Annotated in this window: 25 protein-coding genes and 1 pseudogene; 10 read left to right on the forward strand and 16 right to left on the reverse strand. The window is 56.7% G+C overall.

Annotated elements, in window-relative coordinates; all coding sequences use genetic code 11:
• Nucleotides 1-9 precede the first annotated feature (9 nt).
• The 7 genes from D9N14_RS18430 to D9N14_RS18460 form a co-directional block, all read right to left on the reverse strand.
• Entirely contained in the window at nt 10-738 is a 729-nt protein-coding gene (locus D9N14_RS18430) for an S-methyl-5'-thioinosine phosphorylase (protein WP_317622646.1), read from the reverse strand.
• A 10-nt stretch (nt 739-748) separates the two neighbouring features.
• Nucleotides 749-1,306 (reverse strand): hypoxanthine-guanine phosphoribosyltransferase, encoded by a 558-nt coding sequence (locus D9N14_RS18435; RefSeq protein WP_290582483.1) that lies wholly within the window; start codon nt 1,304-1,306, stop codon nt 749-751.
• Nucleotides 1,303-2,412, reverse strand: coding sequence for a mechanosensitive ion channel family protein (locus tag D9N14_RS18440; RefSeq protein WP_290582485.1), 1,110 nt, complete (start codon nt 2,410-2,412; stop codon nt 1,303-1,305). The genes D9N14_RS18435 and D9N14_RS18440 overlap by 4 nt, the downstream gene beginning before the upstream one ends.
• Nucleotides 2,413-3,432: a beta-N-acetylhexosaminidase gene (nagZ, locus tag D9N14_RS18445; protein ID WP_290582487.1), complete on the reverse strand. Its 1,020-nt coding sequence runs from the start codon at nt 3,430-3,432 to the stop codon at nt 2,413-2,415.
• A 40-nt stretch (nt 3,433-3,472) separates the two neighbouring features.
• Nucleotides 3,473-3,955: a L,D-transpeptidase gene (locus tag D9N14_RS18450; RefSeq protein WP_290582489.1), complete on the reverse strand. Its 483-nt coding sequence runs from the start codon at nt 3,953-3,955 to the stop codon at nt 3,473-3,475.
• Nucleotides 3,945-4,586: a TetR/AcrR family transcriptional regulator gene (locus D9N14_RS18455; protein WP_290582491.1), complete on the reverse strand. Its 642-nt coding sequence runs from the start codon at nt 4,584-4,586 to the stop codon at nt 3,945-3,947. The genes D9N14_RS18450 and D9N14_RS18455 overlap by 11 nt, the downstream gene beginning before the upstream one ends.
• 122 nt (nt 4,587-4,708) lie before the next feature.
• A complete protein-coding gene (locus tag D9N14_RS18460; RefSeq protein WP_290582493.1) occupies nt 4,709-5,938 on the reverse strand; it encodes a hypothetical protein in 1,230 nt (409 codons plus the stop codon).
• Nucleotides 5,939-6,274: 336 nt separating this feature from the next.
• Between D9N14_RS18460 and D9N14_RS18465 the strand changes: the two genes are divergently transcribed.
• Both D9N14_RS18465 and lexA read left to right on the forward strand, forming a co-directional pair.
• Nucleotides 6,275-6,598, forward strand: coding sequence for a DUF6763 family protein (locus D9N14_RS18465; RefSeq protein WP_290582495.1), 324 nt, complete (start codon nt 6,275-6,277; stop codon nt 6,596-6,598).
• A gap of 146 nt (nt 6,599-6,744) precedes the next feature.
• Entirely contained in the window at nt 6,745-7,356 is a 612-nt protein-coding gene (gene lexA, locus D9N14_RS18470) for a transcriptional repressor LexA (RefSeq protein ID WP_290582497.1), read from the forward strand.
• A gap of 13 nt (nt 7,357-7,369) precedes the next feature.
• Here lexA and D9N14_RS18475 read toward each other — a convergent pair whose 3' ends face one another.
• Both D9N14_RS18475 and D9N14_RS18480 read right to left on the reverse strand, forming a co-directional pair.
• Nucleotides 7,370-7,645 carry a hypothetical protein gene (locus D9N14_RS18475; RefSeq protein ID WP_290582499.1) on the reverse strand — a complete coding sequence of 92 codons (276 nt, stop codon included), beginning with the start codon at nt 7,643-7,645 and terminating at the stop codon, nt 7,370-7,372.
• A gap of 164 nt (nt 7,646-7,809) precedes the next feature.
• Complete coding sequence (locus D9N14_RS18480; RefSeq protein ID WP_290582501.1) at nt 7,810-8,325, reverse strand: DUF6586 family protein; 516 nt, start codon at nt 8,323-8,325, stop codon at nt 7,810-7,812.
• 183 nt (nt 8,326-8,508) lie between these two features.
• Between D9N14_RS18480 and D9N14_RS18485 the strand changes: the two genes are divergently transcribed.
• On the forward strand, nt 8,509-10,527 hold the full coding sequence (locus D9N14_RS18485; RefSeq protein ID WP_290582503.1) for a methyl-accepting chemotaxis protein: 2,019 nt from the start codon (nt 8,509-8,511) through the stop codon (nt 10,525-10,527).
• 151 nt (nt 10,528-10,678) lie between these two features.
• Here the strand turns inward: D9N14_RS18485 and topA are convergent.
• Nucleotides 10,679-13,291 (reverse strand): annotated as a pseudogene (gene topA, locus D9N14_RS18490) (type I DNA topoisomerase); the annotation flags it as partial.
• Between the two features lie 314 nt (nt 13,292-13,605).
• Between topA and D9N14_RS18495 the strand changes: the two are divergent.
• Entirely contained in the window at nt 13,606-14,328 is a 723-nt protein-coding gene (locus D9N14_RS18495) for a hypothetical protein (protein ID WP_290582507.1), read from the forward strand.
• Here D9N14_RS18495 and D9N14_RS18500 read toward each other — a convergent pair.
• A complete protein-coding gene (locus tag D9N14_RS18500) occupies nt 14,264-15,337 on the reverse strand; it encodes an AraC family transcriptional regulator (RefSeq protein ID WP_290582508.1) in 1,074 nt (357 codons plus the stop codon). The two genes, D9N14_RS18495 and D9N14_RS18500, sit on opposite strands and share 65 nt — an antisense overlap.
• A 123-nt stretch (nt 15,338-15,460) precedes the next feature.
• On the opposite strand from D9N14_RS18500, the gene D9N14_RS18505 reads away from it, so the two are divergent.
• A complete protein-coding gene (locus tag D9N14_RS18505) occupies nt 15,461-16,339 on the forward strand; it encodes a sterol desaturase family protein (RefSeq protein WP_290582509.1) in 879 nt (292 codons plus the stop codon).
• Here the strand turns inward: D9N14_RS18505 and D9N14_RS18510 are convergent.
• Complete coding sequence (locus tag D9N14_RS18510; protein ID WP_290582510.1) at nt 16,325-16,822, reverse strand: hypothetical protein; 498 nt, start codon at nt 16,820-16,822, stop codon at nt 16,325-16,327. The two genes, D9N14_RS18505 and D9N14_RS18510, sit on opposite strands and share 15 nt — an antisense overlap.
• Before the next feature lie 108 nt (nt 16,823-16,930).
• Here D9N14_RS18510 and D9N14_RS18515 point away from each other — a divergent pair, with 108 nt between their 5' ends.
• On the forward strand, nt 16,931-17,374 hold the full coding sequence (locus D9N14_RS18515) for a universal stress protein (protein WP_290582512.1): 444 nt from the start codon (nt 16,931-16,933) through the stop codon (nt 17,372-17,374).
• Here the strand turns inward: D9N14_RS18515 and D9N14_RS18520 are convergent.
• A complete protein-coding gene (locus D9N14_RS18520) occupies nt 17,366-18,085 on the reverse strand; it encodes a DUF6901 family protein (RefSeq protein WP_290582514.1) in 720 nt (239 codons plus the stop codon). The genes D9N14_RS18515 and D9N14_RS18520 overlap by 9 nt on opposite strands.
• Before the next feature lie 213 nt (nt 18,086-18,298).
• On the opposite strand from D9N14_RS18520, the gene D9N14_RS18525 reads away from it, so the two are divergent.
• Nucleotides 18,299-18,898: a hypothetical protein gene (locus tag D9N14_RS18525; protein ID WP_290582516.1), complete on the forward strand. Its 600-nt coding sequence runs from the start codon at nt 18,299-18,301 to the stop codon at nt 18,896-18,898.
• A 13-nt stretch (nt 18,899-18,911) separates the two neighbouring features.
• Here the strand turns inward: D9N14_RS18525 and D9N14_RS18530 are convergent, their stop codons facing one another.
• On the reverse strand, nt 18,912-19,706 hold the full coding sequence (locus D9N14_RS18530) for an MOSC domain-containing protein (protein WP_290582518.1): 795 nt from the start codon (nt 19,704-19,706) through the stop codon (nt 18,912-18,914).
• A 95-nt stretch (nt 19,707-19,801) separates the two neighbouring features.
• Between D9N14_RS18530 and D9N14_RS18535 the strand changes: the two genes are divergently transcribed.
• A complete protein-coding gene (locus D9N14_RS18535; RefSeq protein WP_290582520.1) occupies nt 19,802-20,014 on the forward strand; it encodes a hypothetical protein in 213 nt (70 codons plus the stop codon).
• Between the two features lie 9 nt (nt 20,015-20,023).
• Here the strand turns inward: D9N14_RS18535 and D9N14_RS18540 are convergent, their stop codons facing one another.
• On the reverse strand, nt 20,024-21,424 hold the full coding sequence (locus D9N14_RS18540; RefSeq protein WP_290582522.1) for an MBL fold metallo-hydrolase RNA specificity domain-containing protein: 1,401 nt from the start codon (nt 21,422-21,424) through the stop codon (nt 20,024-20,026).
• Nucleotides 21,425-21,595: 171 nt separating this feature from the next.
• Here D9N14_RS18540 and imuA point away from each other — a divergent pair, with 171 nt between their 5' ends.
• On the forward strand, nt 21,596-22,384 hold the full coding sequence (gene imuA, locus D9N14_RS18545; protein ID WP_290582524.1) for a translesion DNA synthesis-associated protein ImuA: 789 nt from the start codon (nt 21,596-21,598) through the stop codon (nt 22,382-22,384).
• Nucleotide 22,385: 1 nt separating this feature from the next.
• Nucleotides 22,386-23,822 carry a Y-family DNA polymerase gene (locus D9N14_RS18550; protein ID WP_290582526.1) on the forward strand — a complete coding sequence of 479 codons (1,437 nt, stop codon included), beginning with the start codon at nt 22,386-22,388 and terminating at the stop codon, nt 23,820-23,822.
• Here the strand turns inward: D9N14_RS18550 and D9N14_RS18555 are convergent.
• Nucleotides 23,819-24,547 (reverse strand): thioesterase family protein, encoded by a 729-nt coding sequence (locus tag D9N14_RS18555; RefSeq protein WP_290582528.1) that lies wholly within the window; start codon nt 24,545-24,547, stop codon nt 23,819-23,821. The genes D9N14_RS18550 and D9N14_RS18555 overlap by 4 nt on opposite strands.
• Between the last annotated feature and the right edge of the window lie 29 nt (nt 24,548-24,576).

Genomic DNA, 24,576 nt, shown 5'->3' on the forward strand with positions numbered 1-24,576 from the left:
CTGTTTGGATCAACTCAACCATTGGGCCAGGATGGCGCGCACATTGCCCATGCCATTCTGGATGGCCCGCTCGATGTCTGCCATGGTGATGATGCCGTCGCTGCGTCCGGCGGCCATGTTCACCACCAGCGCCAGGCAGGCGTATTCCAGCTCCGCCTCGCGGGCCAGTGACGCTTCCGGCATGCCGGTCATACCGACAATGTCACAGCCATCCCGCTCCAGTTTGTCCACTTCAGCAGCCGTCTCCAACCGTGGCCCCTGGGTTGCCGCATAGACACCGTTAGCGTGGACCTGGATGCCCAGGGTCGCCGCCGCCGACAACAACCCCTCGCGCAGGTGTTGCGCATACGGATAGGAAAAATCCACGTGCAGCACATTGCCGCGATCCGCGAAGGTAAACTCCCGTCCCCAGGTGTAATCAATGATCTGATCCGGAATCACCAGGCTTTCCGCCCCCATGGCGGCATTGATACCACCCACCGCATTGACTGCAATGATGTCGGTGACGCCGACCTGCTTGAGGGCATGGATATTGGCGCGATAATTCACCTGGTGTGGCGGCACCGTATGACCCTTACCGTGACGGGCCAGAAATACCACGGATTTGTGACCAAAACGGCCGAATTCCAGGGGCGCTGAAGGAGTCCCATAGGGGGTTTCCACCGTACGGGATTCGGTCAGCTCCAGGCCTTCCAGTTCAGTGAGGCCGGTGCCCCCAACAATTGCAATCAAGCTCATGGACTAAACCTTACATTCCTTTTACTGCATAGATGCCATCCGCATTGCGCAGATAGCCTTTGTAATCCATACCATAGCCGAACACGTAGCGATCGGGCACCTCAAGGCAGGTGTAGTCCGCCTTGAAATCCGCCACGTATTTGCGATCGTGGATCTTGTCCACCAGCACGGCACAGCGGATGGATGCCACGTTCTGGGCCCGACAACTCTCAATGATTTTATAGAGGGTCTGCCCCTCATCCAGAATGTCGTCCACCAACAGCACATGGCGCCCTGCCAGGCTGTGTTGCGGCAACACTTTCCAGTTCAGCTCCGAACCGGAAGTTTCCATCCCGTAGCGGGTCACATGGATATAATCAATTTCCAAGGGGAAACGCAGGCACATCGCCAGCCTTGCGCCGAACATCATGCCCCCTTTCATCACCACCAACACCAACGGATCTTTATCCGCCAGATCCTCTTCGATCTTGTGGCTGATGGCTTCAATGGACCGCTCAATCTGCTGATCAGTCCAGATGCAGTCGGCCTCCCGCCAGATTTTATCCACTTCCTGTACTGTCACACTCATGCTGGATCCTCAATTCTGCTATCACTGTTCTGGGCGGCATCGTTGATGACATGCAACGTCCGCGTGGGGAAGGCAAACTCCGCCCCATGTTGCTGGACGATCTCGGAGATTTTAAACAACACATCCTGTTTGACCTCATGATACTTCACCCAGTTGGTGGTGATCGTCATGCAATAGACAAAGAAATCCAGGGAGGATGCACCGTACTGGTTGAAGTTCACGATCATGGTCTGGTTGTGGTCGATCTCCGGATGCTCAGCGAGCATGGCCTTCACCGCCGCCACAATGGCCGGCAACCGGTTCACATCGTCATAGCGGACCCCCATGGTTTCATAGATGCGGCGGTGCGTCATGCGGGAGGGGTTTTCCAACGCAATGCTGGTGAAGGTGGAATTGGGCACATACAAAGGCCGCTTGTCGAAGGTGCGAATGATGGTCAAACGCCAGCCGATATGCTCCACCGTGCCTTCGATGCTGCGGTCCGGAGAGCGCACCCAGTCCCCCACCGAAAACGGCCGGTCCAGATACACCATGAGGCCACCAAAGAAATTGGCCAGCAAATCCTTGGCGGCAAAGCCCACGGCAATACCGCCGATGCCACCGAAAGCCAGCACCCCGGAGATAGAGATGCCCATGGATTGGGCGATCACCAGGCCTCCGGTGATCAACACCGACAGGCGCAACAGCTTGGCCATGGCGGTGACCGTGGTTTCATCCAGCGGCTCCTGAGTGTAACCCGGTGTTTTCAGCAGCTCCTCCGCCTTGGAAATCATCCGGATCAGGAACCAGAGCACCACGCTGATCACCAGCACCACAAACACCGGCCTGATCAGGGCGGCAAAGGACTCCTCCATCAACGGCTCCATGATCTCCGCCACAATGCGGGTGCCCACCACCAGCATAAAGGCCCGCGACGGCTTGCGCACTGCCCACAGGAAGGCGTCGTCCCACAGGTTCTGGGTTTTGGCAAACTGTATTTCCAGGCGATCGTAAAACTTACGGGCAATGTAATTGGCCAACAGGGTGAGAAAGACCACCACAAACACCTGTATGACCCAATCCTGGCTTCCATTCATCTGCTGCCACCACTGTTGTACCCTATCCACTTACTGCTCTCCCAACTGTTCAATGGATTGTCTGATCTGCTGATAGCGGGGCGCCTGCTGCAGGGCTTCCCAGTTGACCTCATCGCGGGCCAGCATGGCCCTCAGGCGGTTCTGGTTGGCGCCGATGCCACTGAATTGCAGCCAGTCCAACACCTCATCCGCCCCCTTCTGGTTATTGCACACCAGCACCATATCACAGCCAGCCGCCAAGGCAGCACGGGCGCGCTCGGGATAACCGCCCACCACAGCGGCCCCCTCCATGGTGAGATCGTCACTGAAAATCACACCGTGAAACTGCAATCGTTCCCGTAACACGGTTTGCAACCAGAAAGGGGAAAAGCCGGCAGGACGGTCGTCCACCTGCTGGTAGATGACGTGGGCGGGCATGATGGCGTCGATGGTGTCCGCCAGGGCGGCGAATGGCTGCAGATCCACCTGTTCAATCTGGTGCAGCGTGCGCTCATCCCGCGGGATCGCCACGTGAGAATCCGCCTCCACCCAGCCGTGACCGGGGAAGTGCTTGCCGGTGGCGGCCATGCCGGCTTCGTGCATGCCCTCCACATAGGCGCGGCCCAGGGCCACGATCGCCCGGGGATCATGATGGAATGAGCGATCACCGATCACCGCACTGCGCCCCACTTCCACATCCAGCACCGGGGCGAAGGATAGATCCAGCCCCAGGGCCAGCATTTCTGACGCCATCAACCAGCCCCAATCACGGGCTCGATGCACCGCCGCTTCCGGGTCCTGATGATAGAACGCCCCCAGACGGGCCAGCGGCGGCAGCCGGGTAACGCCCTTGCGAATGCGCTGTACCCGACCACCTTCCTGATCAATCGCCAGAATCAGCTCTGGTCGCACCTCGCGCACAGCAGCCAACAGCTCCCGTACCTGCGGCACCGATTCGATATTGCGGGAAAACAGGATAACGCCACCGGTGGCAGGATGCTGCAGGCGACGGATGTCCTCGCTGGTCAATTCAGTTGTTTCCAGATCCAGCATCAATGGCCCCATCACCATGCCACTTTCACCCCCGATTCAGCCTGATATTCGATTCCGATTACGGTTCAATTCTCACTCGGGTACCAGGGCCAACCAGGTCAAAGAGTACCGTCACGTCCTGATTACGCATGCGCACGCAACCGTGTGACAGGGGCACCCCCATGGGCTCGGTATCCGGAGTGCCATGAATATAAATGTATCTGCGCTGGGAATCCACGTTACCGCCCCGATTCACCCCCTTTTCTTCGCCACACAGCCAGAGAATGCGGGTCAGAATCCAATCCCGGTGGGGATAGCGCTGCGCCAGTTCGCGGGAATGGATTTCTCCGGTGGGACGACGCCCCACAAACACCGCCCCCAGGGGCGCGCCGGCGCCGATGCAGGCGCGGATTCGGTGCTGGCCCAACGGCGTCTGGTTGGAACCGAATTGGTTGCCCGCCCCCTTGAGGGCAGTGGAAACCGGCCAGGTCCCGGTGCAGCGGGAACCGGACCACAATGTGAGGGTCTGTTGGGCAATGGATATCCTGATTTCAGGCGTCATCGTGGGAGGCATTGCGCAAGCCGGCCGCCATGAAGCTGGTAAGATTGCTGACAATAAAGTCCACGGAGCCCCGATGGCCGGTGTCATTCATGGCCATGGCACGCAGGGCGTCGAAGTTGGACATGGTGAAAATGGCCGTACCCAACGCAAAATGCGTGTGCCAGAACAGTTCTTGATCGGTGGCACCAGGCAAAGCCGGTTTCAACAACCGGGCGTAGCGCTGGAACGCATCCCCATAACGGGAGGCAATGAAATTACGGACGTGGGCCTGGGATTGGGTATAGGCGAGGCCCAACAGGCGCATAAACGCGGTGGCCCGGTTGGTGTTGCGGCCATGGACCTCGTAGATGGCACTGGACAGAACCCGCAGCAGGGATTCCACGTTGATCTTTTCCGGGTTCTGCTCCAACACACTCAGACGCTGATCGATTTCCGCCACCAACGGTTCCAGAAAACGCTCGAACACCGCCTGAATCAAGGCCTTTTTGGAACCGAAATGATAATTCACCGCCGCCAGGTTCACACCGGCGGTGCTGGTGATGGTGCGCAACGAGGTCTCTGCAAATCCGCGCTCGGCAAACAGGGCCTCCGCTGCATCCAGGATTCGCTCTACCGTTTCTTTTTGTGCCATACAGTCTGTTTCCTGACAGGGGTTCGACCACTGCCAGCGAACCACCATAAACAATCGTTTGAAACTTACGTTTGCAGGGCGCCCCTGTCAAGAATCTGATGACCCATGGAGGGAGAATTACGTTAGAAGTAGCGGATGATCTCCAGCTGGATAAGGTCGTTACGGCTGCTCTGGGCCAGCTTGTACAGTGGATCAAAGGAGCCCGTCGCCAGATCCTCATAGGACGGAGGGGCCTTGCTGTGGAAGAACAGCGCATCCAGGTTCAGCATCCAGACATCTCCCAGACGCCGGCTGGCCTCCAGGGTCACCACCCGCTCCTCGGTTTGGTGATCATACATCACCCCGCCCAGAAGCTCTGTGGTGGCCTCGTCGTTCATGGCCAGGCGCAGGCCCAGGGCCAGGTCGTTCTCGAGGTAGTAGTTGTCCGGCGCATCCCGGCCGCGCTCGTCATAGTTGTACTCACTGACGATCCCCAGGTCCGCTACTGAGCCCAACACCCCTTCCATGGTGTACTCAAAACCAAACACCGTCGCAAAGTAACGCCCCCCTTCCATACCGCTGCGACTCAGGGCCTCCAGCTTCCACAGCCAGGCATCATAGTTGTACTGCACCTCCAGGCCGAACTGATCGATGATGGGATAGTAGGGAACCAGCTCACCTTCATCGTTGATCCGTTCGAACTCCGGGTCCCGTCCGGTGCCGCCGAAATAGGACAGGGCCAGCTCCCAGGCATCAATGGAGGTGGCCCAGCGGGCGGCAAAATCCACATGGGACTGCTCCGCCCCGGATTCGTAATCCGCATCCTCATTGGATATGACTACCGGCCCACGGGGCCAACCGTCCGGCCCCGGGAAGGTCCGCTCGCGAAAACCGGGCAACAGGAACAGATCTATTATGCCCCAGTCGCTCACCAGGGACAGGTTCACCATGGGCTGACCCAGCTTGGCTTCACCGTCGGTACGCTCCACCAGATCTGACTGGTTAACGATGTCCACCAGGTGCTGGAACTCGGTAACACCCCAGAATACCGTGCGCACCCCGGTGCGCAGCTCCCAGCCATCGGCCACGTGAATCCAGGCCAGATCCTGAATGTCCCCATGGGTGCGCTCGTCATCGGTGTCGGACCAACGATAGAAGGCCTCAAACTCGAACAGGTCGTCGCCGTCGTTCCACTCGTGAAAGTATTCTCCCCGCACGCTCAGGGAAGCCGCATCATCCGGTACCCCGTAAGGTTGATTCTGAGGTAGATAACGATATTCACCGCCCACTTCAAAATCCCAGTCCCCCGCCATGGACGCCGTCGCGAACAACGCAGACACCGATGCCGCCAGTAAGCCGGACCCAAACCTCATGCCATTACTCCCAAAATCAAAACCTTGTGTCACAAAATGACGAAACGTCACGCTAACCTGTTTCACCTATCCCGTCAACCGTACTCTGTGGTGCTTCCGGTTTTAGATTTTTATGCACCTTACTGAATTCCACTTATCACTTCCGCCTATAAAAATAGCAGGCTTCCCTGAATTCGCATCGCTAAGTGCCTGTTAATCCGTCCACTATCCTGCGCCAACACCACCCTGGGGCCAGGCACCCGGGAATCTGCACCTAAGCCCATTCGTGATGAATCTGTGGTCTGGACCATACTAGCCTCAACGGTCTGATTGGAGCGCAGTGCAAGTGAGGCAGCCATGTTGAGACGCATTCAACCCGAAGTTGGCAACTGGTACGAAAACCCGGAAGCGGAAACCCTGTTTGAAGTAGTGGCCATCGACGATGACGGCAGCAGTCTGGCCGTTCAGTATTTTGATGGCGAGCTGGAAGAGATGGATATCGAAACCTTCTGGCAATTGCCATTGCGGACGGTGGAGCAACCGGAAGACTGGAGTGGCCCCTACGAAATCGACCAGGAGGATCGCGACGACCAGGATCTCCCCTTACCCATGGAAACAGATCAGTATCTGCCGTTTGATGATTTCGAATCCGATGGTGTCCGCATTTACGACGACTATTGACTGCTCAGGCGTGTACCGATGGTGAAACCTTTCCACCCTATCGATACACCTGTTTTTATTGAGTTTTTTGTTTTACTTTGAAAACATGCTGTATATAATCACAGGACCTGTATAAAATAACAGTAACCTGAGAAACGGGCAACAGCATGGAAAAACTCACCAAACGGCAAGCGGAAATTCTGGCCCTGATCAAAACCTATATTGAGGACAGCGGCATGCCACCCACCCGGATGGAAATTGCCGACACCTTCGGGTTTCGATCCCCCAACGCAGCAGAAGAACACCTGCGCACACTGGCTCGCAAAGGCTACATTGAAATGCTGCCCGGTGCGTCCCGGGGAATCCGTTTGATCGGCCAGGAAGACGATGAAGAACCCGGTCTGCCCATCATTGGTCAGGTGGCCGCCGGCCAGCCGGTACTGGCCCAGGAAAACGTGCTGGGACGCTGCGAAGTGAATCCGGATTTTTTCAAGCCCCGGGCAGACTACTTTCTGCGGGTGAAGGGCTTAAGCATGTTGGAGGCAGGGATTCTTGAAGGGGACTTGCTGGCCGTGCACAAAACCTCAGAGGCGCAACGGGGCCAGGTGGTGGTGGCACGCATCGGGGATGAAGTTACCGTTAAGCGCTTTGATCGAAAGCGCAACAAAATCATTCTGTTACCGGAAAATCCAGACTTTGAGCCTATCGAAGTGGACAGTCGCAGTGATGATTTTGCAATTGAAGGTCTGGCGGTGGGCGTGATTCGGGACGGGATTTAAGGTTCAGTACAACTCAGTGCAGAACACCCGGCACATCGTCGTACTCTTCCGCCACTGCGGAAGATTCATTGCGATCCTCATGGGCTTCCAGCACATGGCCGTAGACTTCCCCTACTGCTTGCACACCGGCACTCACCATGGCTTTGCCAATATCCAGCGAGAACTCGGAAAGCAGTACGCGAACTTCATCAGAAAACTTGATTTCCACCAAAGGCGAGCCCACTCCGTCAGCACGACGCAACACAATTTCACCTGACTCCAATTCTACAATTTCTAAAAGAGAGGACATTCTTAAACCTTTTGCGTGGAAGTGTTTGAAGCAACTGACAAAAACAGAAATTCTGCGTTTTATACGGGAAAAAGCCCAGGAAAGTGTTGCTCAATGGGCGGAGATACTAACACGCGAGCCGTTGTCGTCACAAATAATTCACCTTTGGAATTGATATATAATTCCTACCACTCACCAAGCAGCTGCCTGATTTCTTCTATCATAGAACTAAGATTGTCATACCAATCATGCAGTTGCGCGAACTCATCCACAGCGTCGAATACCCGAACTTCAATTGCGTTCAGATTGACGGCTTCTTTCGGTTTGGAAATGGCATCCGGGTTCACTTCATTCACCCGTATCCACAAGGCCATCATCCGGTTCAACCAACAGTCGGTGGCCGCTTCCAGCGCGAGCACCTGTTCCAGTTCCGGAATCGATTTGCCAGCGGCGTGCACCCGAGTCAAAAAGTTATCCAGGCTCTGCTGACCGTCATACACTTCGTCGTAAGTGTTGGCCACCTCCCAGATAAACGCTCTGTAGGCACCCAGTAGATGAAACAGGCAAGATTGCTGGTGCGCCGCCAACAACGCCTTGCGATTAATCACTGATTCGTCTTCTTGTGTGTTTTCAATGGCTTCCAGATAAAAGCGGGCGAAATACCGTTTTTGATTGGAAAGACCGAGTTTATGTTTGGCCATGGGATGGGTCCACTTCGGAAACTGATCCCCTATTCTACTGATTTCCAGAATTACTGAGTAGGGAGATCGACCAACAAAGAGGTGGTTTTCGATTCATTTACTATACTTTTCTCAGTGCTTCCAGCGCTTTGGCGGTGGCGGCATACGTCCTCTCAAAGCCGTAGTTAAGTGGATCGAAATACAATGAAAATACTTTGGATCGCCACGTTCATCATGAACCGGTTGACCTACAACTACAAGTTCATGCTGATCAGCGTATTGTTTCTTTGCCCAATCGCTTTGTTAAGCACCCAACTTTGGAACCAGTGGGAACAGGACATCCAAACCACCGCAACGGAAGCGAAGGGCATCAATGTAATCAAAGAGTTGAATACTCTCTCCCGGCACGCAGCCCAATTACGGGACGTGCTGATGGCGTACAACTACGATCGTTCCGAGCAGACCACGGCCAGAAAGATCCAGTTGCGCAAGGAAACCTCCGAACTGCTGGAGCAGTTTGCGGCGCAGTATCAAGACTCCCACCTGGTGAAGGGTGCACAGCTGGAGCGATTGGAAAAAGCCCGGCAACAGGCGTACCGGGAAGATCTGGGCGCGCAAATCATGCTGCGGGAGTACATGGTGTCCTACGGCAGCCTGGTGGATGAGATCGACGCGATTGCCTATGAAATTGCCAAGAGCAGTGGCCTGGCTAACGACGCCGACGAAAAGCTGTCCACCGAGATTGGCGTTTATTTTGAAAATGTGCGCCCCCTGCTCAGCCAACTGGGCAAGCTGCGGGGTTATGGCAACAACACCCTCAATACCAATTTTCTGGACAGTGCCACCTTCACCGAAGTGGATGCCAGTTACTTCAACACCCAAACCGCGTTTGACGATTTCCGTTCCGTAGTGGACAAAATCAGCCAGCTGCAGCCGGATGCCACCATCGTCACCGCCGCACCGGCGGCCATCGACGCCGTAGACAAATTACTGTATCTGTTCAATGACCAGGTGGTGGAAGCCATCTCCGAGCGCCAAACCTGGCAACAGTACAATGATCAGGCCTCACAGCTGATCGAATTGGCCCATCAGATTGATACGGCAGTGCTGGAGCGCGCGCTGGTGCTGGTGCAACAACGACTGGATAGTAAAAAGCAAAATCGTATGGTGATGGTCATCAGCCTGTTCCTGTTATTGGCTTTGATCACCTATCTGTACCTGGGCCTGTACTTCTCATTGAGCGCCAGCGTGAGCAACATGGTCAGCAGCGCCCGGCAGGTGGCCGATGGGGATATCACCGTGGAGTTGCATAACCACACGCGGGATGAATTCTCCACCCTGGTGAAGAACTTTAACGCCATGGTCAAGCAGATGCGCCAATTGATTCGCGCCTCCCGCGAAAGCAGTGACACGGTCAGCCAGCATGCCAACCAGGTAAAGGAGCTGGCTGACCAGAACACGGCCATTGTGCGCCTGCAGACAGAGGAAACTTCCAAAATCCGCCTGGCCATGGAAGAAATGTCATCCGCTTCTGAAGAGGTGGCCCGGGAAACTGAATTTACGGCAAGTGCGGCTGAGGAAGCCGACGAAAATGCCCGTGACGGCCAGCAACTGGTACAGGAGGCGGTGAAGAGTTTCGAGTCCCTCACCGCCAACATTCACGGCTCCATGCAGGTGGTGGAACGACTGGCAGAACAAAGCCGTGGCGTCACGGATATCCTATCGGTGATCAAAAGCATCGCGGAACAGACCAACCTGCTGGCACTCAACGCGGCCATTGAAGCCGCCCGCGCCGGGGAACAGGGCCGGGGCTTTGCGGTTGTGGCCGATGAAGTCCGTACCCTGGCCCAGCGCAGTCACGAGGCCACCGTAGAGATTGATGACGTGCTCGGTAAGATTCAGTCGGGTGTGCAGGAGGCCGTGCATTCCATGCAGGCGAGTGTGGATGTGACTGAGCATTCGTTGAATACGGCGAACAACCTCACCGAAAAGCTGGAGGAAATACTGCAGGGTGTAAGCACCATCAACGCCCGCACACAGTCCATTTCTGCTGCGACCCTGCAACAAACAGAGTCGGTGAATCACGTTCGCTCCAGCATTCAAACCATCAATTCCAGAGCCGAAGACGCCGCCAGTGCGGTGGAAAACACCCAGCATTCCGCTGAGGAAATGCTGGTGTCACTGCATGAGCTGGTGGACCGGCTGGCGCGATTCAAAGTCTGAATCCGGCAGAGCGGGCCCGGCTTTATTTTTTCTTGGCGGTGGACTTTTTGGCCACCGCTTTCTTTTTGGCCGGTGCTTTCTTGGCACCGGTTTTCTTGGCTGCAGTCTTTTTGGTCGTAGTGGTTTTAGCGGTGGTACCGGCCTTCTCTACCCAGCGCTTACCGTCATAGGTAGCGGACCAGCCCGTCGCCTTGCCTTCACTGTTTTCCGTCATCACATACTGTGACTTGGTCTTACGACTGTAACGGATGACAGCCTTGTTGCCTTCCGGGTCCTGCTCCGGCGCCTGCAGCAGGAAGTGGTATTTGGGGTCCAGCTGATCCCCCACGGATTTGACTTCCTCCACCAGGGGCGCGCGGGTCTCCCGGTGTTTGGGAAACTGGCTGGCGGCCAGGAACAGGCCGGAGGCGCCATCCCGCAGCAGGAAGAAGTCGTCGGTTTTATCACACTTCAGGTGCGGCATGGGGATGGGGTCTGCCTTCGGTGGCGCCGGGTTGCCATCCCGCAGCAATTTGCGGGTGTTCTTGCATTCAGCGTTGGTACAACCGAAATATTTACCGAAGCGCCCGGTTTTCAACTGCATGTCGGCACCGCATTTGTCGCACTCCACTATAGGGCCATCGTACCCTTTGATCTTGAAGTTGCCCTCTTCGATCTCATACCCTTCACAATCCGGGCTGTTGCCACAGATGTGCAGCTTGCGCTTCTCATCAATGAGGTAGTTTTCCATGGCCGTGCCGCACTTGCCGCAACGACGCTTTTCCCGCAATGCCTTGGCTTCACTCTCGTCATCGTCGGCATTGATGGTTTCTGATCCATGGATCAGGTTGATGGTTTCCTTGCAGCGCTCTTTCGGAGGCAGGGCGTAACCGGTACACCCCAGGAACACGCCGGTGCTGCCGGTACGAATGGCCATGGGGCGGCCGCAGGCAGGACACTCGATGTTGGTTTCCACCGGAGGGTTGGTGCGCATACCGCCGGCTTCGCCTTCGGCTTTTTCCAGCTTGCGGGTGAAATCGGCATAGAACTGGTCCAGTACCTGCTTCCACTCCAGCTTGCCTTCGGCAATCTCATCCAGCTGCTCCTCCATTTTGGCGGTGAAGCTGTAATCCATCAGGTTGTCGAAGTTTTCGTTGAGGCGGTCGGTGACGATGTCGCCCATTTTTTCTGCATAGAAGCGACGGTTCTCCAGTTTCACGTAGCCGCGATCCTGGATGGTGGAAATAATGGAAGCATAGGTGGACGGCCGACCAATACCCTGCTTTTCCAGCTCTTTGACCAGACTGGCTTCGGAGTAACGGGCCGGTGGCTTGGTGAAGTGTTGGCTTGGGTCCAGCTTTTTCAGGGCCAGCACCTCACCCACGGCCACGTCCGGCAGCTCAATGTCTTCGTCCGACTTTTTGCTGCCGGGCATGTTCACCACCAGGTGACCGTCGAATTTCAGAATGCGCCCTTTGGTGCGCAATTCAAAATCACCGGCTTTTACGCTGAGGTTGGTGCTCAGATATTCCGCCGGTGGCATCTGGCAAGCGACAAAGCGCTTCCAGATCAGGTCATACAGGCGCTGGGCATCGGTTTCCAGCCCGGAGACATCCTTGGCCATCACATTCACATCCGTGGGTCGAATGGCTTCGTGGGCTTCCTGGGCACCTTCCTTGCTGGCGTAGGACAGGGGCTTTTCCGGCACATAGCGGGTGCCGAAGTTGCCTTCAATGTAGTCGCGCACGCCTGCCACTGCCTCAGCACTGAGGTTGGTGGAGTCGGTTCGCATATAGGTGATGTAACCCGCCTCATAAAGGCGTTGGGCCATCATCATGGTTTTCTTCACGCTGAAACCCAGGCGGGTGCTGGCCCCCTGTTGCAAAGTCGACGTGGTAAACGGCGCCGCCGGGCGGGACTTGGTGGGCTTGTCTTCGCGGCCGGCTACGGTGTATTGCGCACCTTCCAGAGATTTCAGCGCCTGTTCGGTCTGTGCCTGGTTGGTGGGGCGGAAGTTTTCGCCTTTTTCTTTGGTCACCTGCAGGCGCAGGGCATCCTGTTTCGCCGTGGCGGTGTTTGCATAGATCTCCCAGTATTCTTCGGGAATAAAAGCACGGATTTCGCGCTCCCGCTCTACCACCAGTTTAACCGCAACCGATTGTACCCGGCCGGCAGACAGGCCCCGGGCGATCTTCGCCCACAACAGGGGGGACACCATGTAGCCCACTACCCGATCCAGAAAACGGCGCGCCTGCTGTGCATTGACCCGATTGCCATTGATCTTGCCGGGCTCGCGGAAAGCTTCCTTGATCGCAGTCTTGGTGATTTCGTTGAACACCACCCGTTTGTAGCGATCATCATCGCCACCGATTACCTCACGCAGGTGCCAGGCGATGGCCTCTCCTTCCCGGTCCAAGTCCGTTGCGAGGTAAATGGTGTCAGCCTGCTCGGCCAGCCTTTTAAGCTCATCCACCACCTTCTTTTTATCCGGTAGCACCTGGTAATTGGCTTGCCAACCCTGTTCCGGGTCGACACCCATGCGGCTGATCAGGGCAGTACGGGCTTTTTCCTTTTTATAGCGGGCCTTTTCTTCCGGTGCCATCTTGCGGGTGAGTGCGGCCTGCTTGGCCCGTTCAGTGGGGTCTACCTTGCTGTTGCCGCTGCCACTGGTGGGTAAGTCACGTACATGGCCCACACTGGATTTCACGACGAAATCCTTGCCCAGGTACTTGTTGATGGTCTTCGCCTTGGCGGGCGACTCCACGATTACCAGTGACTTTCCCATATATACAATTCCAACCTTACTGGCTAAAAAGAATTCAACTTATAATTAAATCTTAGATGAAAGGGCGACATATATAAGAGGTGTCAGGCCCCGGGTCAAGGGACCGTATCCACACCTTGACTAATTTGTTTTTAGGATGATTTATCTGTTTTTTCCAAATCCAGGCCCGAAGTTTTTTTACAGCACATAGACAACCTTCTATTTTTCAATGAGTTAGAAATATGTCGCAGAGGGGTGAATAATGTCGTTATGCTGGCCATCCAAACGCCTCCGCTTTGAAAAAATAATCCAGCGGACTTTTATGGAATCCATGTATGGGACCCCCAAAAGGACAATTCAAGGTCATCTGTGTGTTTACCCTGCTGCTGTGGACGGTGAACGCAACCTCGCAGGTGGCGCCCCCTCCTCTGCAGCAGACGTTTTTCGACAGCCAGTTCTATCTGCTGGAAGTGATGACGGATTTTGAACGCTATCGCAATGGCCAGGGCCAGGCGGATGTCTATGGACAACTCAGCGGGCACCTGATTCAGTTTCGGAGCCACTTTGATGCCCTGACCACCGCGCCGGCGCTGCCAGAGGCCGATCGGGACGCCCTGCAGCAACATTGGCAGAGCTTGGCCCGTAACCTGAGCGCCCTGCTGGTGACAGTACGCCAGGGGGGATTCATCGACCAGGAAATCCGCTATCAGTATCAGGAACAGGTCAGTCTGTTGTGGCAACACCTGCTGGGGCTCAGCCTGGCTGAGCGGGAGCCCGACCAAACGGAGCAACTGATCCTGCTGCTGCAATTGGCGAACCTGCGTTATATGGAGGCACAATGGCGGTTGGCACCCTACGCCGAGCTCAGCCTGCCCCAAATGGCCGACGCCATTGAGGCACGGTTTTCCGCCCTGCCGGATGCGCCTGCGGACATCAGCCGGAAGTGGCCGTTACTGCACAAGGCCTTGCAACAGGAAGGCGGTAGCATGTCTTTTATTGTGAATCGTTATGCCGGTGATCTGGTGACGTTGCTTCGGCAACAACGTGCCCTTGACTGATGCCCCCCTGCTGCTGGCGCTTCTGATACTGCAACGGGGTGGTGCCGCTCCACTGGCGAAACGCCCGGGTGAATGCACTCTGCTCGGAGTACCCCAGCAACAGGCCGATTTCAGCCAGGGTCAGACGCCGCTCCGCCAGGTACTGCCGGGCCAGTTGCAAGCGGATTTCCTGCAGCAGGTCTTTGAACACCAGGCCCCGTTCATGCAGGCGACGATGCAGGGTGCGACGGGACAATGCCAGGGTTTTGGCCACTGCATCCAGGGTGGGCTCCCCGCTCTGGATGGCCTTGAGGATGGCCTGCTGCAGCCGGTGATGAAAATCCTCCTGCCTGGGCAGCACTGACAGCAGGGTCTGCGCCTGCTGCTCCAGCAACTGCTTCAGCGCCGGATCACTGTGGGTCACCGGCCACTGCAGATATTCCATGGGGAAAATCAGTTCCAGCTGGGGCTGATCAAAGGCAATATCGCACTGCACAAAGGCCTGGTAGGCCGCGGCGTGGTCCGGCCGGGGGCCCACAAAGTGGATACGAGTGGGCTGCAGCTCCCGACGGTCGGTCATGGATCTCAGGTTGGCCACCATGCCCATCACCAGCACCTCATCCGACAGCTGGGTGGACGGCCCGTACTGATTGCGCCAGCAGAGACAGGCCTGATCCCCACGCAGATCAAAATGGGCGGTGTCTCCATCGTGCAGCAGGCGCTGATAACGCTGAAACCGCTGCAACGCCTCGGCCACCGTATCACAGGACAGGGTCAGGTAGCCCAACACACCCACGTAGGCCGGTTTAATGGCCTGCCCCAGCTCCATGCCAACCAAATGCCCGGGCAATTGCTGCTGCAACGTGTCCAGCAAACGCCACCATTGGCGGAACCGCATGCGGCTGGCGGGCGGAAACTGCCTCAGTTCCCGCTCCAGTTCGGGCAGGTGCAGTCCGTTTGCCGCCAGGTAGTCCAGCAGCAATGCCGCCAGATCTCCGCTGACGTTCATGTCGGCCAGCAGGTTGGTCATGATGTGGGGGCCTCGTGCTTCGTGCTTTGGCGGGGATTGTCAAAAATTAGACCCGCCCGGTCAATCCTTCTTGGATGAACGGCTTTAAATTTAGCAGCATCACCCCTTTGAACAGGTTCCTCCATGTCCGACGTTTTACATGCCGTTTTTTTCGTCCTGGCGTTCGGCGCCGTCTTCATTGCCATCATTCTGCTGGAAGCGGGTTACATTCGCTGGAAGGGCCTGTCCGGGGTCTATCACTTCCGGGAAACCCTGGCCAACCTGGGCACGGGCATGTCCTATAAAATTGTGGATGGCATTGCCATCGCCCTCTTCATCCAGGCCTTTTACAGCTGGGTGTATCCATTCGGATTGCAGTGGAATCCCCAAGCCTCGGTGTTCAGCGTGCTGGCGCTGATCGTGCTGGTGGATTTCTGCTTTTATGTACAACACTGCCTCATGCATAAGATGCGCTGGTTCTGGGCCAGCCATGTCACCCACCATTCCTCCGAACACATGAACTTCTCCACGGCCCTGCGCCAGAACTTTACCCACGCCTTCAATGGCGCCTGGATTCTATGGTGGATTCCCGCGGCCCTGGTGGGATTTGACAAGGACTGGGTGCTGCTGGCCATCGAGGGCAACCTGGTGTACCAGTTCTTCCTGCACACCGAACAGGTGAAACGGCTGGGTTGGCTGGAAACGGTGTTCAATACCCCGTCTCATCACCGGGTCCATCATGGTCGCAACCCGGCGCAGATCGACACCAATTTCGGCGGTATTCTGATTATCTGGGATCGTCTGTTCGGTACATTTCGGGATGAGCGGGACGCCGGCGAGATCGTGTACGGGGTCACCCGGATGCCGAAGCAACCTTACAATCCAGTGTATCTGCAACTGCATGAGTGGGTGAGCCTGGTGCGGGATCTGCGCCAGTACCGCGACTGGCGTATTCTGGTAAAACCCCCGGAGTGGGTGCAGCAGCGCTATCCCCGTTCAGACCGCCATTCAGACCGCCAATAGCTGCTTTAAATTCTCCACCAGGGTTTCCACTTCCGCCAGGTCACCCCGCTCGTTCCAGACGATGGAGGCGCTGCGGGGGCCCAGCTCCAGGGCCAGAAAGTCTTCGGTTTGCTGCTGCTGCCAGGTGTCGATAAGTTGCGTCACCGCCGCCGGGGCGGTGATCTTCACATCCGGCGTTTCCCATACCAGGTTGCCGTCGCGGGTTTTGCGCTGTAGCCAGTCGCCTTTCAGCGAGGGGCCGGTCTGCTCCTCCCGCGCCACCAGTTGATAGCGGTACCAGCGATAGACATCAATGTGCGGATTGCGCTGCAGCAGGGCGTTGAACTTTTTATCCTTGTTCAGGGAAATGGGGCTGATCACCACATGGTCCGCCATGGCCCGCTGCCGAATCCGCGCCAGACGCCGCTCCCGGGCGGAGGGCCGCAACATGAACACCGGGCCCAGGATAAACAACATCGCCAGACCGATTATCAGATAAATCATCGAATCGCACCCAATCTTGATGAAAGACAACGCTTGAAATAAAAGCGCCGGGCATTATCTAATACATTCAGTGATTCACAAACCCCAATCGCACAAGGATCAAATCTCATGAGCCAATACAACCACATCCTGCTGGCGGCGGATTTCAATGACGAATCCGAGATTGTGGAACAGCGCGCGGCGGCCCTGCAAAGCACCTTCTCCGCCACCCTGAGCCTGGTTCACGTACTGGAACCCATCTCCATTGCTTATGGTGGAGAGTTCCCGGTGGATCTGGGCGACCTGCACAAAGAGCTGGAAAAACAGGCCTTGACCCAATTGCGGGAACTGGGCCAAAAGCTCGGCGTGCCGGAAACACGCCAGTATCTGGAAGTGGGCATTACCGAGAAAGAGATTTTACGGGTGGCCAAGGATCAGGGGGTGGACCTGATCGTCATGGGCAGTCACGGACGACATGGCCTGGCCTTACTGCTGGGCAGCACCGCCAATGCCGTGTTGCACCACGCCGAGATTGACGTGTTGGCGGTACGGGTCAAGAAAGGCTCAAAATAAACCGGCTTCCCCGCTTCTCACCGCAATGGCGGGCGAAATGTCTTCGTCCGTCATCAAGGGTTTCACCTTCTGCAACTGTGCTTCCAGGGAATAACTGACACTGGACGACATATCCAGGAAACTGAGCAATGCCTGCAGGTTGGAATCCCCCTCACAGGCTTCTTTCACCCGCCCCCAAAAGGCTTCATTCAGGGTTTGCAGTTCCTGGTTGAGGCTGATCAGCCCCTGCAGCTCCCAATCCGGGCGCTTGCCCTCCCGGTAGTTGAAATACTGTTTCAGCAGATACAGCGCCGTTGACCGAATGATGAAATCGTCCTGGGAAGCGAACGGCAGGTGATTGCGGGCGTTGGGTTTCAGCTGGGTCAGGATGGGACAGGCACTGGAGCCCATGATCAGCCCCATCAACGAACGCAGCCCCTCTTCCAGCCTGGTTTCTTTCTTGTACTCACGCTCCGGAGTGGAAACCCTCACCATGGCCGTTTTCTGAGCAGGCATTTGCTGGAAATCCGTGACCACTGCCGACAGGTCTATGGCCACCGGGCAGTACTGGCAGTCCTTTACCGTCAGTGGACAGTTAGGGCATTGATTGTGCTTCAGTTTTGCCCATTCCGGTGCATCCTGCCGCTCGGCATTAAAATCGAAATGACGGTCCACATCCACTTCGTATTCCAGCGCAGTGCCTTCAATATCAAACCGGTATTGAATTTTCATGATCGGGTTCCCGTAACATGCCTGTTTTAATAGTGTAGACCCGCAACCTTTAGATTCCAAAGCGCCCTAGGTGCTGGCTAAGCCCTTGATTGCCAACTGCTTCAAATTTTGCACGGTTTTCGTTTTCACCCGGGGGGATTTTCTGGACTATGCTGACAAGATGGAAGCGCTATTCATCACGCAGCCGCCGGTGCCAGGAAAGGAGCCATTAGCGTGTCAATCGGATCTCAATTGAGCAACCCGGGTTCCAGTTCCGTGAACCCCGATCTGGACTGGAGTCAGGTCAAGGAAACCATTTCCATGCTGTGCCTGGCCATGGCGCAGATTGAAACCACCCTTACCGACAGCTCCCGATCCGTGGACGAGCTGTCGACCACCTTTACCGGTATGGCACAGGATGCCCGCAAGGTCATGACCCTGTGCGAGCACGCTGACAGTTCCGACAAATGGGATACCCAGCGGGTCGACATTATGGCGGCCTCCCAGCAGATGCATCAGCAAATGCAGCGGGCTATTGTCGCCTTTCAGTTTTACGACCGGCTGACCCAGAAGCTGCATCATGTGAATGAAAGCCTCACCCACCTGGGGGACCTGATCAGCGATGCCAGCCGCCTTTACAATCCCGGCGAGTGGAACCGGATTCAGCAGGAAATCCGCTCCAACTACACCATGGAGTGTGAACGCCTGATGTTCGACCACATCATGAAAGGCGCCACCATCAGTGAAGCGTTGGAGCTGTACCGTCATCAGTTCGAACAAACGGAAGACCTGAGCCAAAACGACGCCACCGACGACGACATCGAGTTGTTCTAACGGCTGCCTGCGCTCATGCCAGCACCGTCACCGGATCACCCACCTGCAATTGCCCCTCGCTGCGGGGCACCAGGTTCTGCCCAAAGAAGACCTCTCCATCCCGGGAACGGGTTTTCTGCAAGGTTCTGAACACTTCCGGCTGTTTGCTGGCATCAACCGGATCAATGGTGGGAATGGCGCAGCGGGAACAGGGCTTGACCACATCGAACACTGTGCTCCCGATCTGTATTACCCGCCACAGATCCTCCTGCCAGGGTCCAGCACCGGTTACCACCACATTGGGACGAAACCGTTCCATGCCGATGTTGATACTCATGTGGCGATTGAAATCCTCCAGCGAGGATTGCTGGGTCAATAGCAGCGGATAGCCATCGGCAAACCCCACCGTGTGACCGGGCCCTGCGTAGTCCGGATCCACTGTGCGGCGACTGCTTTCGGGCATGAACACCAACCGACAGGACAGCTGCAACTGATGACTCAACCAGTGATTGATGCGCGCCTCTGCCACCTGTGCCTGACATTCATCCCGCCACACCTGAACGGACAGCATTGGGCCGGCTGCGAAATCCGCCGCACTGAACCCCAGTTCTGATCCGTCCGGGCCAGTCAGGATGACCTCCTCCCCCGCCATGCGTACTTTGATCAATGCCATCCGCGCCTGTTGCCGCTGGGTTATGAATTTTCCGTTATCATCCACTACCATCCAGCGTCGATCCCATTGCAATCCAAAGCGATCGATATCAGCACGGGCAACCGCCATCGCGCCGAGGGATTTCACCGGGTGAATGTATAAGTGGGCAACTTGCATACTCTGTGTCCATTGCATCATTGGGTTGAGATCAAAAAAGACTAACCTATACTGAGCTAATAACCCATTGATTTTCGTGTGCGGGGGATCGCGTCATGCGGGTAACACTGTCCATATTATTGATGTATTTACTGAGCGGTTGTGGCGACTCCAAATTCGCTGACCTGTCCCAGTCTGAATTGCAGGATCGCTATTACGAGTGTGAGAATGCCTCCAGCCTGTCTCCCGGCGCGGCCATCACCTGTGACAACATCCGTCGGGAATGCGACCGCCGCGCCAAAGACGCGGGGCGCAAAGTCTGTTTTTAACATCCTGCGTCAGAACACAATACTGGTGCCTTCCGCCGGGATCTCGGCCGCTATACCCAGCTTCACCTGCAGCTTCTGCTGCAGCACTGCTAGCGCATCCGGTTCGCCGTGTACCAGATAAAAACGGGTTGGCGGCTTAAAGTGGGATGCCCATTCCAGCAGTTGCGATTGCCCCGCGTGGGCTGAAAAACCACCCAGGGTATGCACTTTGGCCCGCACCATAAAATCCGCACCAAAAATCTTCACGTGCTTGTCCCCTTCCACAATCTGCCGCCCCAGCGTCCCCCTGGCCTGAAAGCCCGGGAACACGATGTGACATTCACTGCGCCAGATGTTGTGCTTCAAGTGATGGCGGATACGGCCACCGTTACACATGCCACTGCCGGCGATGATGATCACTCCATCCTTGATGCGGTTGATGGCCATGGAATCCTCGCTGTCCTCGGTGAGGGTCAGCATGGGCAGATAGGATTTCGGGTCGTCACCCAGTTTGGCGGACACTTGCTTCAGGTCCTCCGGATCCAGCAGGTCCATGTATTCGGTGTATAACCGGGTGACCTCAATCCCCATGGGGCTGTCCAGGAACACCTTTTGTTGCGGCACCCGGCCCTGCTTGTACAACACCCCCAGGTGGAACAGCATCTCCTGGGTGCGCCCCACCGCAAAGGCCGGAATCAACACATTGCCTTTATCCCGGCTGGCCTGCTCCAGGGCATCGCCCAGTTCTTCCAGGGTATTATCCATGGTGCGGTGATCGCGATCCCCATAGGTTCCCTCCATCAACACCACATCCGCGTCGGTGACGAACTCCGGATCTTTCATCAGCACCGCATCGGGGTTACCCAGGTCGCCGGAGAACACCAGCTTTTTGTGGCCGCCCTTCTCGTCGATGCGCAACTCCACAATGGCCGAGCCAATGATGTGGCAGGCATCGTAAAAATAGAGTTGCACATGACCGTTGATGGTGCGGGTTTCATGGTAGGGCACGCCCACGCAGTGCTCCAGTACATGCAGCACATCTTCCATATCGTACCAGGGCTGGATCTCCGGTTTGCCGGCCCGCCGGCGGCGTCGGTTTTCCCATTCAACATCCCGCAGATGCAGGCTGGCGGCATCCTCCAGCATGATGGCCAGCAGGTTGCGCGTGGCTTCGGTGCAATACACCGGGCCTTTGTAGCCGGACTTGAATAATCGGGGCAGCAACCCACTGTGATCCAGGTGGCCGTGGGACAACACCACCGCATCCAAATGGCGGGGATCAAAGGGAAAGGGCTCCCCATTACGCCGTTCTGCCTGCTTGCCACCCTGGTGCATGCCGCAATCCAGCAGAATGCGCAGACCGTCGGTTTCGAGTAAATGACAGGAGCCGGTAACTTCTTGTGCCGCGCCCCAGAAAGTCAGTTTCGCCATATTAAAATTCCTTGTGCAGTTAGATCACGATAACACAAGCCGTTCATTTTCAACCTGTTTTGGATCAAGTTTTAAAAGACCTTGCCGCCCCCACAATACTGTATATAATTACAGTACTGATAGCCTGTTTGATACCTGCACTTTGCAACCAGAAGATTGAGAGCTGAACCCTTGAGCGCTGCCGCCAAACCACAACTGAACCGGATTCTGCAGCACCCCGCTATTTGGCGGGCGGCTGATGGCGTGCGCGGTCAGAATGGTCAGCAACAACAGATTGTCACCGTGGCCACCGGTTTTCCAACCCTGGATCGGGCACTGCCGGACGGCGGCCTGCCCTGTGACAGCGTTGCCGAAATCCTCTGCCCCCAGTGGGGCTGTGGCGAAACGGAACTGGTCTCCTCAGCACTGACCTCACTCAGCCAGCAATCCCGCTGGCTGGTGTGGGTCAACCCTCCCTGGCTGCCCTATGCCCCGGCCTTGATGCAACAGGGAATTGCGTTGGAAAACACACTGGTCATACACAGCAGGCAGGATAAGCAGATTCTGTGGGCCATGGAGCAATGCCTGAGTTCCGGCGCCTGCAGTGCAGTGCAGGGCTGGCCCCACAAACCAACACCACAACAGATCCGGCGCCTGCAACTGGCGGCCCAAAAAGGCAACAGCCTGTGCCTGCTGATGCGGCCCCAGGCCCATATACAACAGCCCTCCCCGGCGCCCCTGCGTCTGGAAATGGGGCCGTTGCAACAGGCCATCCAGGTCCGGGTGGTGAAATGCCGGGGCCATTGGGGGTCGCCCTGGTTGCGCCTGCCTCGCAAGGCCATGCACCAGGCCACCGTTGATGCGGCAGCCCTTGGAACCGTTCAGAAGCATGGGCCCGATTCCCACCACAGCCAGGCCATCGCACCGACTGCCGCACCCGTCACCAGCGGGGCTTATACCCTCTCCTCTCCAGGAGGCTGACATGCTCTGGGCCTGTCTGCACTTTCCGGCACTGGCGTTGAACCTGGTGGAACAGGGAGCCCCCGCAGCCCGCCCCCTGGTGGTGGAAATCACCCGCAAGCAACGGCGCCTGGTGTTGTTCGCCAATCAGCCGGCTATGCAACAGGGCATCGTACCGGGCATGACCATTCCCACGGCCCAGGGGCTGGTTCAGGATCTGCATTGCCATCACTACAACCCACAGGCAGAGCAGCAGGCGCTGCAACAACTGGGGCATTGGGCTTATGAGTTCACCCCCCACATCCGTACCCACGGGCAGAACAATCTGCTGCTGGAAGTCAGCCACAGCCTGAAGCTGTTCCAGGGGCAACAGGCGCTGGCACAGCAATTGATACAACAGCTGCCCCCGGAGTACGCCCCATTCAGCCTGTGCTTTACCAGCACCGACATGGGTGCACTGTTGTTTGCCCAGGCCCATGAAAGCAGCAACCGGGCGCTTTTTTTTTCGCTGCAGGATATAGAGGATTACGATGTGCAGTGGCTGGATGTGCCCTCCGCCCAGAAACAGCTGCTGTACAGCATGGGATTGAAAACCGTGGGGCAACTGCTGGCGCTGCCCCGGGATGCCCTGGCCAGGCGCTTCGGTGAGCAGTTTTCACTTTACCTGGCGCAACTCATGGGTGAGCGCAACATTGCCCTCCCCAACTGGAATCTGCCTCGGCAGTTTCATGGGCAACTGGATTTTGTGCAGGAGCTGGATAGCGCCGACAGCCTGCTGTTTCCCATCCGCCATCTGCTGAGCCGGCTGGAGCATTACCTGTATGCCCGCCAGTGCGCCGTCAGTGGTTTTCTGTTTTCGCTGCTGTTACGCAGCCGTCAGGTACAACCCTGGCCCATCGCCCTAGCCACGCCGATGCACCGCGTAAGCGACATTCTGCCGTTAGTGCAATTGAAACTCGAGCAGCTGAAACTGCAAGCGCCGGTCTTGAGCCTGCAACTGGATGCCAGCCACTTCGAGCCGTTGCAGGCCCGCCAGAAAGACCTGTTCCGACCCCACCAGCCGGATCACATCACCCGCTATCAACTGGTGGATCGTTTAAAGGCGCGCCTGGGGGCTGACCAGGTTCACAGCCTGGGCATGGTGTCCGATCACCGCCCGGAATATGGCTGGCATTGCGCCACGCCGGGTCAGGGCCAGTCTCTGCAACACCCCTCGGAGCAGAGGCCTTTCTGGCTCCTGCATCAGCCACAGAAACTACGCAGCAAGAAGGGGTTACCGGTTTATCACGCCCCGCTGCAACTACTGAAAGGGCCGGAGCGAATTGAAACCGGCTGGTGGGATCATCAGCCGGTGAATCGGGATTACTACATCGCCCAGCAGGGCAACGGACAGCATTTATGGGTGTATCGGGATCGCCATAGCCAGGACTGGTTTCTACACGGCGTATTTACGGCTTAGCGTTCCACGATGGCATTGGCTATCACCTGATCGCCACGCACAATCTGGGATTGGACCCATTTGCCTTCTGCCACCGGCCAGACTTTGATGGTCAGCTCATCACCGTGCAAGGCTTCGGTGACATATTCAACCGTCAAGCCTCGAATGGATTCTGCAACGGAGCGGTGAGGCTCCACGAGCAACTTACGGGCGTCTTCCACATAGTCCACATAGCGGGAGTGATTGACGTGTTGCAGCAAATCGATCTCACTGGCCATAACCCGACGCGGCAATGAACGGGCATCGTCCGGGGGCTGTCTGCTTTCAATACGGGGGAAGCCTGTCTCATCGAACCCATCCGGAGCCGGCTCCACCTGGGCTCGGGTTGCATCGGCAACCGGAAACGGCCGGCCATCCTCACCCACATTCACCAGGGTGGCTCGCCCCATGGCCACCGGGCGCTGGGTTGCTGCATCCAGTATGAATTGTGAAATATCCATACTGGTGTTACCCACCCGGCTCAGCCAGGCGTTGATCTGCAAATCGACCCGCTCCTGAACCGGTGCCAGCAGCACCAGGCTTTGGCTGGCGACCACCACGCTGTTAATGGACTGATGGAGCACAATCTTCTTTGAATTGAAAAACTCCCACCGCCCCCATTCCATGTAGCGAATCAAAATAGCAGGTGGAATACTGCGGCTGGCATCCAGCTCATAACCGCGGGTTTGGACTACTGTTGAAATCATACTGTCACAGATTCCATAACCAAAACGCT

Origin of the sequence: Ketobacter sp., from assembly GCF_003671495.1 — a bacterium.
GTDB lineage: Bacteria > Pseudomonadota > Gammaproteobacteria > Pseudomonadales > Ketobacteraceae > Ketobacter.

Coding starts and splice junctions, on each gene's coding strand:
- D9N14_RS18480 (WP_290582501.1), bottom strand. CDS start 8,325: ATGGCCAAACATAAACTCGGTCTTTCCAATCAAAAACGGTATTTCGCC.
- D9N14_RS18540 (WP_290582522.1), bottom strand. CDS start 21,424: ATGGCGAAACTGACTTTCTGGGGCGCGGCACAAGAAGTTACCGGCTCC.
- D9N14_RS18520 (WP_290582514.1), bottom strand. CDS start 18,085: ATGAAAATTCAATACCGGTTTGATATTGAAGGCACTGCGCTGGAATAC.
- D9N14_RS18550 (WP_290582526.1), top strand. CDS start 22,386: ATGCTCTGGGCCTGTCTGCACTTTCCGGCACTGGCGTTGAACCTGGTG.
- D9N14_RS18455 (WP_290582491.1), bottom strand. CDS start 4,586: ATGGCACAAAAAGAAACGGTAGAGCGAATCCTGGATGCAGCGGAGGCC.
- D9N14_RS18435 (WP_290582483.1), bottom strand. CDS start 1,306: ATGAGTGTGACAGTACAGGAAGTGGATAAAATCTGGCGGGAGGCCGAC.
- D9N14_RS18500 (WP_290582508.1), bottom strand. CDS start 15,337: ATGACCAACCTGCTGGCCGACATGAACGTCAGCGGAGATCTGGCGGCA.
- D9N14_RS18465 (WP_290582495.1), top strand. CDS start 6,275: ATGTTGAGACGCATTCAACCCGAAGTTGGCAACTGGTACGAAAACCCG.
- D9N14_RS18510 (WP_290582510.1), bottom strand. CDS start 16,822: ATGATTTATCTGATAATCGGTCTGGCGATGTTGTTTATCCTGGGCCCG.
- D9N14_RS18515 (WP_290582512.1), top strand. CDS start 16,931: ATGAGCCAATACAACCACATCCTGCTGGCGGCGGATTTCAATGACGAA.
- D9N14_RS18505 (WP_290582509.1), top strand. CDS start 15,461: ATGTCCGACGTTTTACATGCCGTTTTTTTCGTCCTGGCGTTCGGCGCC.
- D9N14_RS18460 (WP_290582493.1), bottom strand. CDS start 5,938: ATGAGGTTTGGGTCCGGCTTACTGGCGGCATCGGTGTCTGCGTTGTTC.
- D9N14_RS18450 (WP_290582489.1), bottom strand. CDS start 3,955: ATGACGCCTGAAATCAGGATATCCATTGCCCAACAGACCCTCACATTG.
- D9N14_RS18495 (WP_290582507.1), top strand. CDS start 13,606: ATGGGACCCCCAAAAGGACAATTCAAGGTCATCTGTGTGTTTACCCTG.
- nagZ (WP_290582487.1), bottom strand. CDS start 3,432: ATGGTGATGGGGCCATTGATGCTGGATCTGGAAACAACTGAATTGACC.
- D9N14_RS18430 (WP_317622646.1), bottom strand. CDS start 738: ATGAGCTTGATTGCAATTGTTGGGGGCACCGGCCTCACTGAACTGGAA.
- D9N14_RS18530 (WP_290582518.1), bottom strand. CDS start 19,706: ATGCAAGTTGCCCACTTATACATTCACCCGGTGAAATCCCTCGGCGCG.
- D9N14_RS18555 (WP_290582528.1), bottom strand. CDS start 24,547: ATGATTTCAACAGTAGTCCAAACCCGCGGTTATGAGCTGGATGCCAGC.
- D9N14_RS18535 (WP_290582520.1), top strand. CDS start 19,802: ATGCGGGTAACACTGTCCATATTATTGATGTATTTACTGAGCGGTTGT.
- D9N14_RS18475 (WP_290582499.1), bottom strand. CDS start 7,645: ATGTCCTCTCTTTTAGAAATTGTAGAATTGGAGTCAGGTGAAATTGTG.
- lexA (WP_290582497.1), top strand. CDS start 6,745: ATGGAAAAACTCACCAAACGGCAAGCGGAAATTCTGGCCCTGATCAAA.
- D9N14_RS18485 (WP_290582503.1), top strand. CDS start 8,509: ATGAAAATACTTTGGATCGCCACGTTCATCATGAACCGGTTGACCTAC.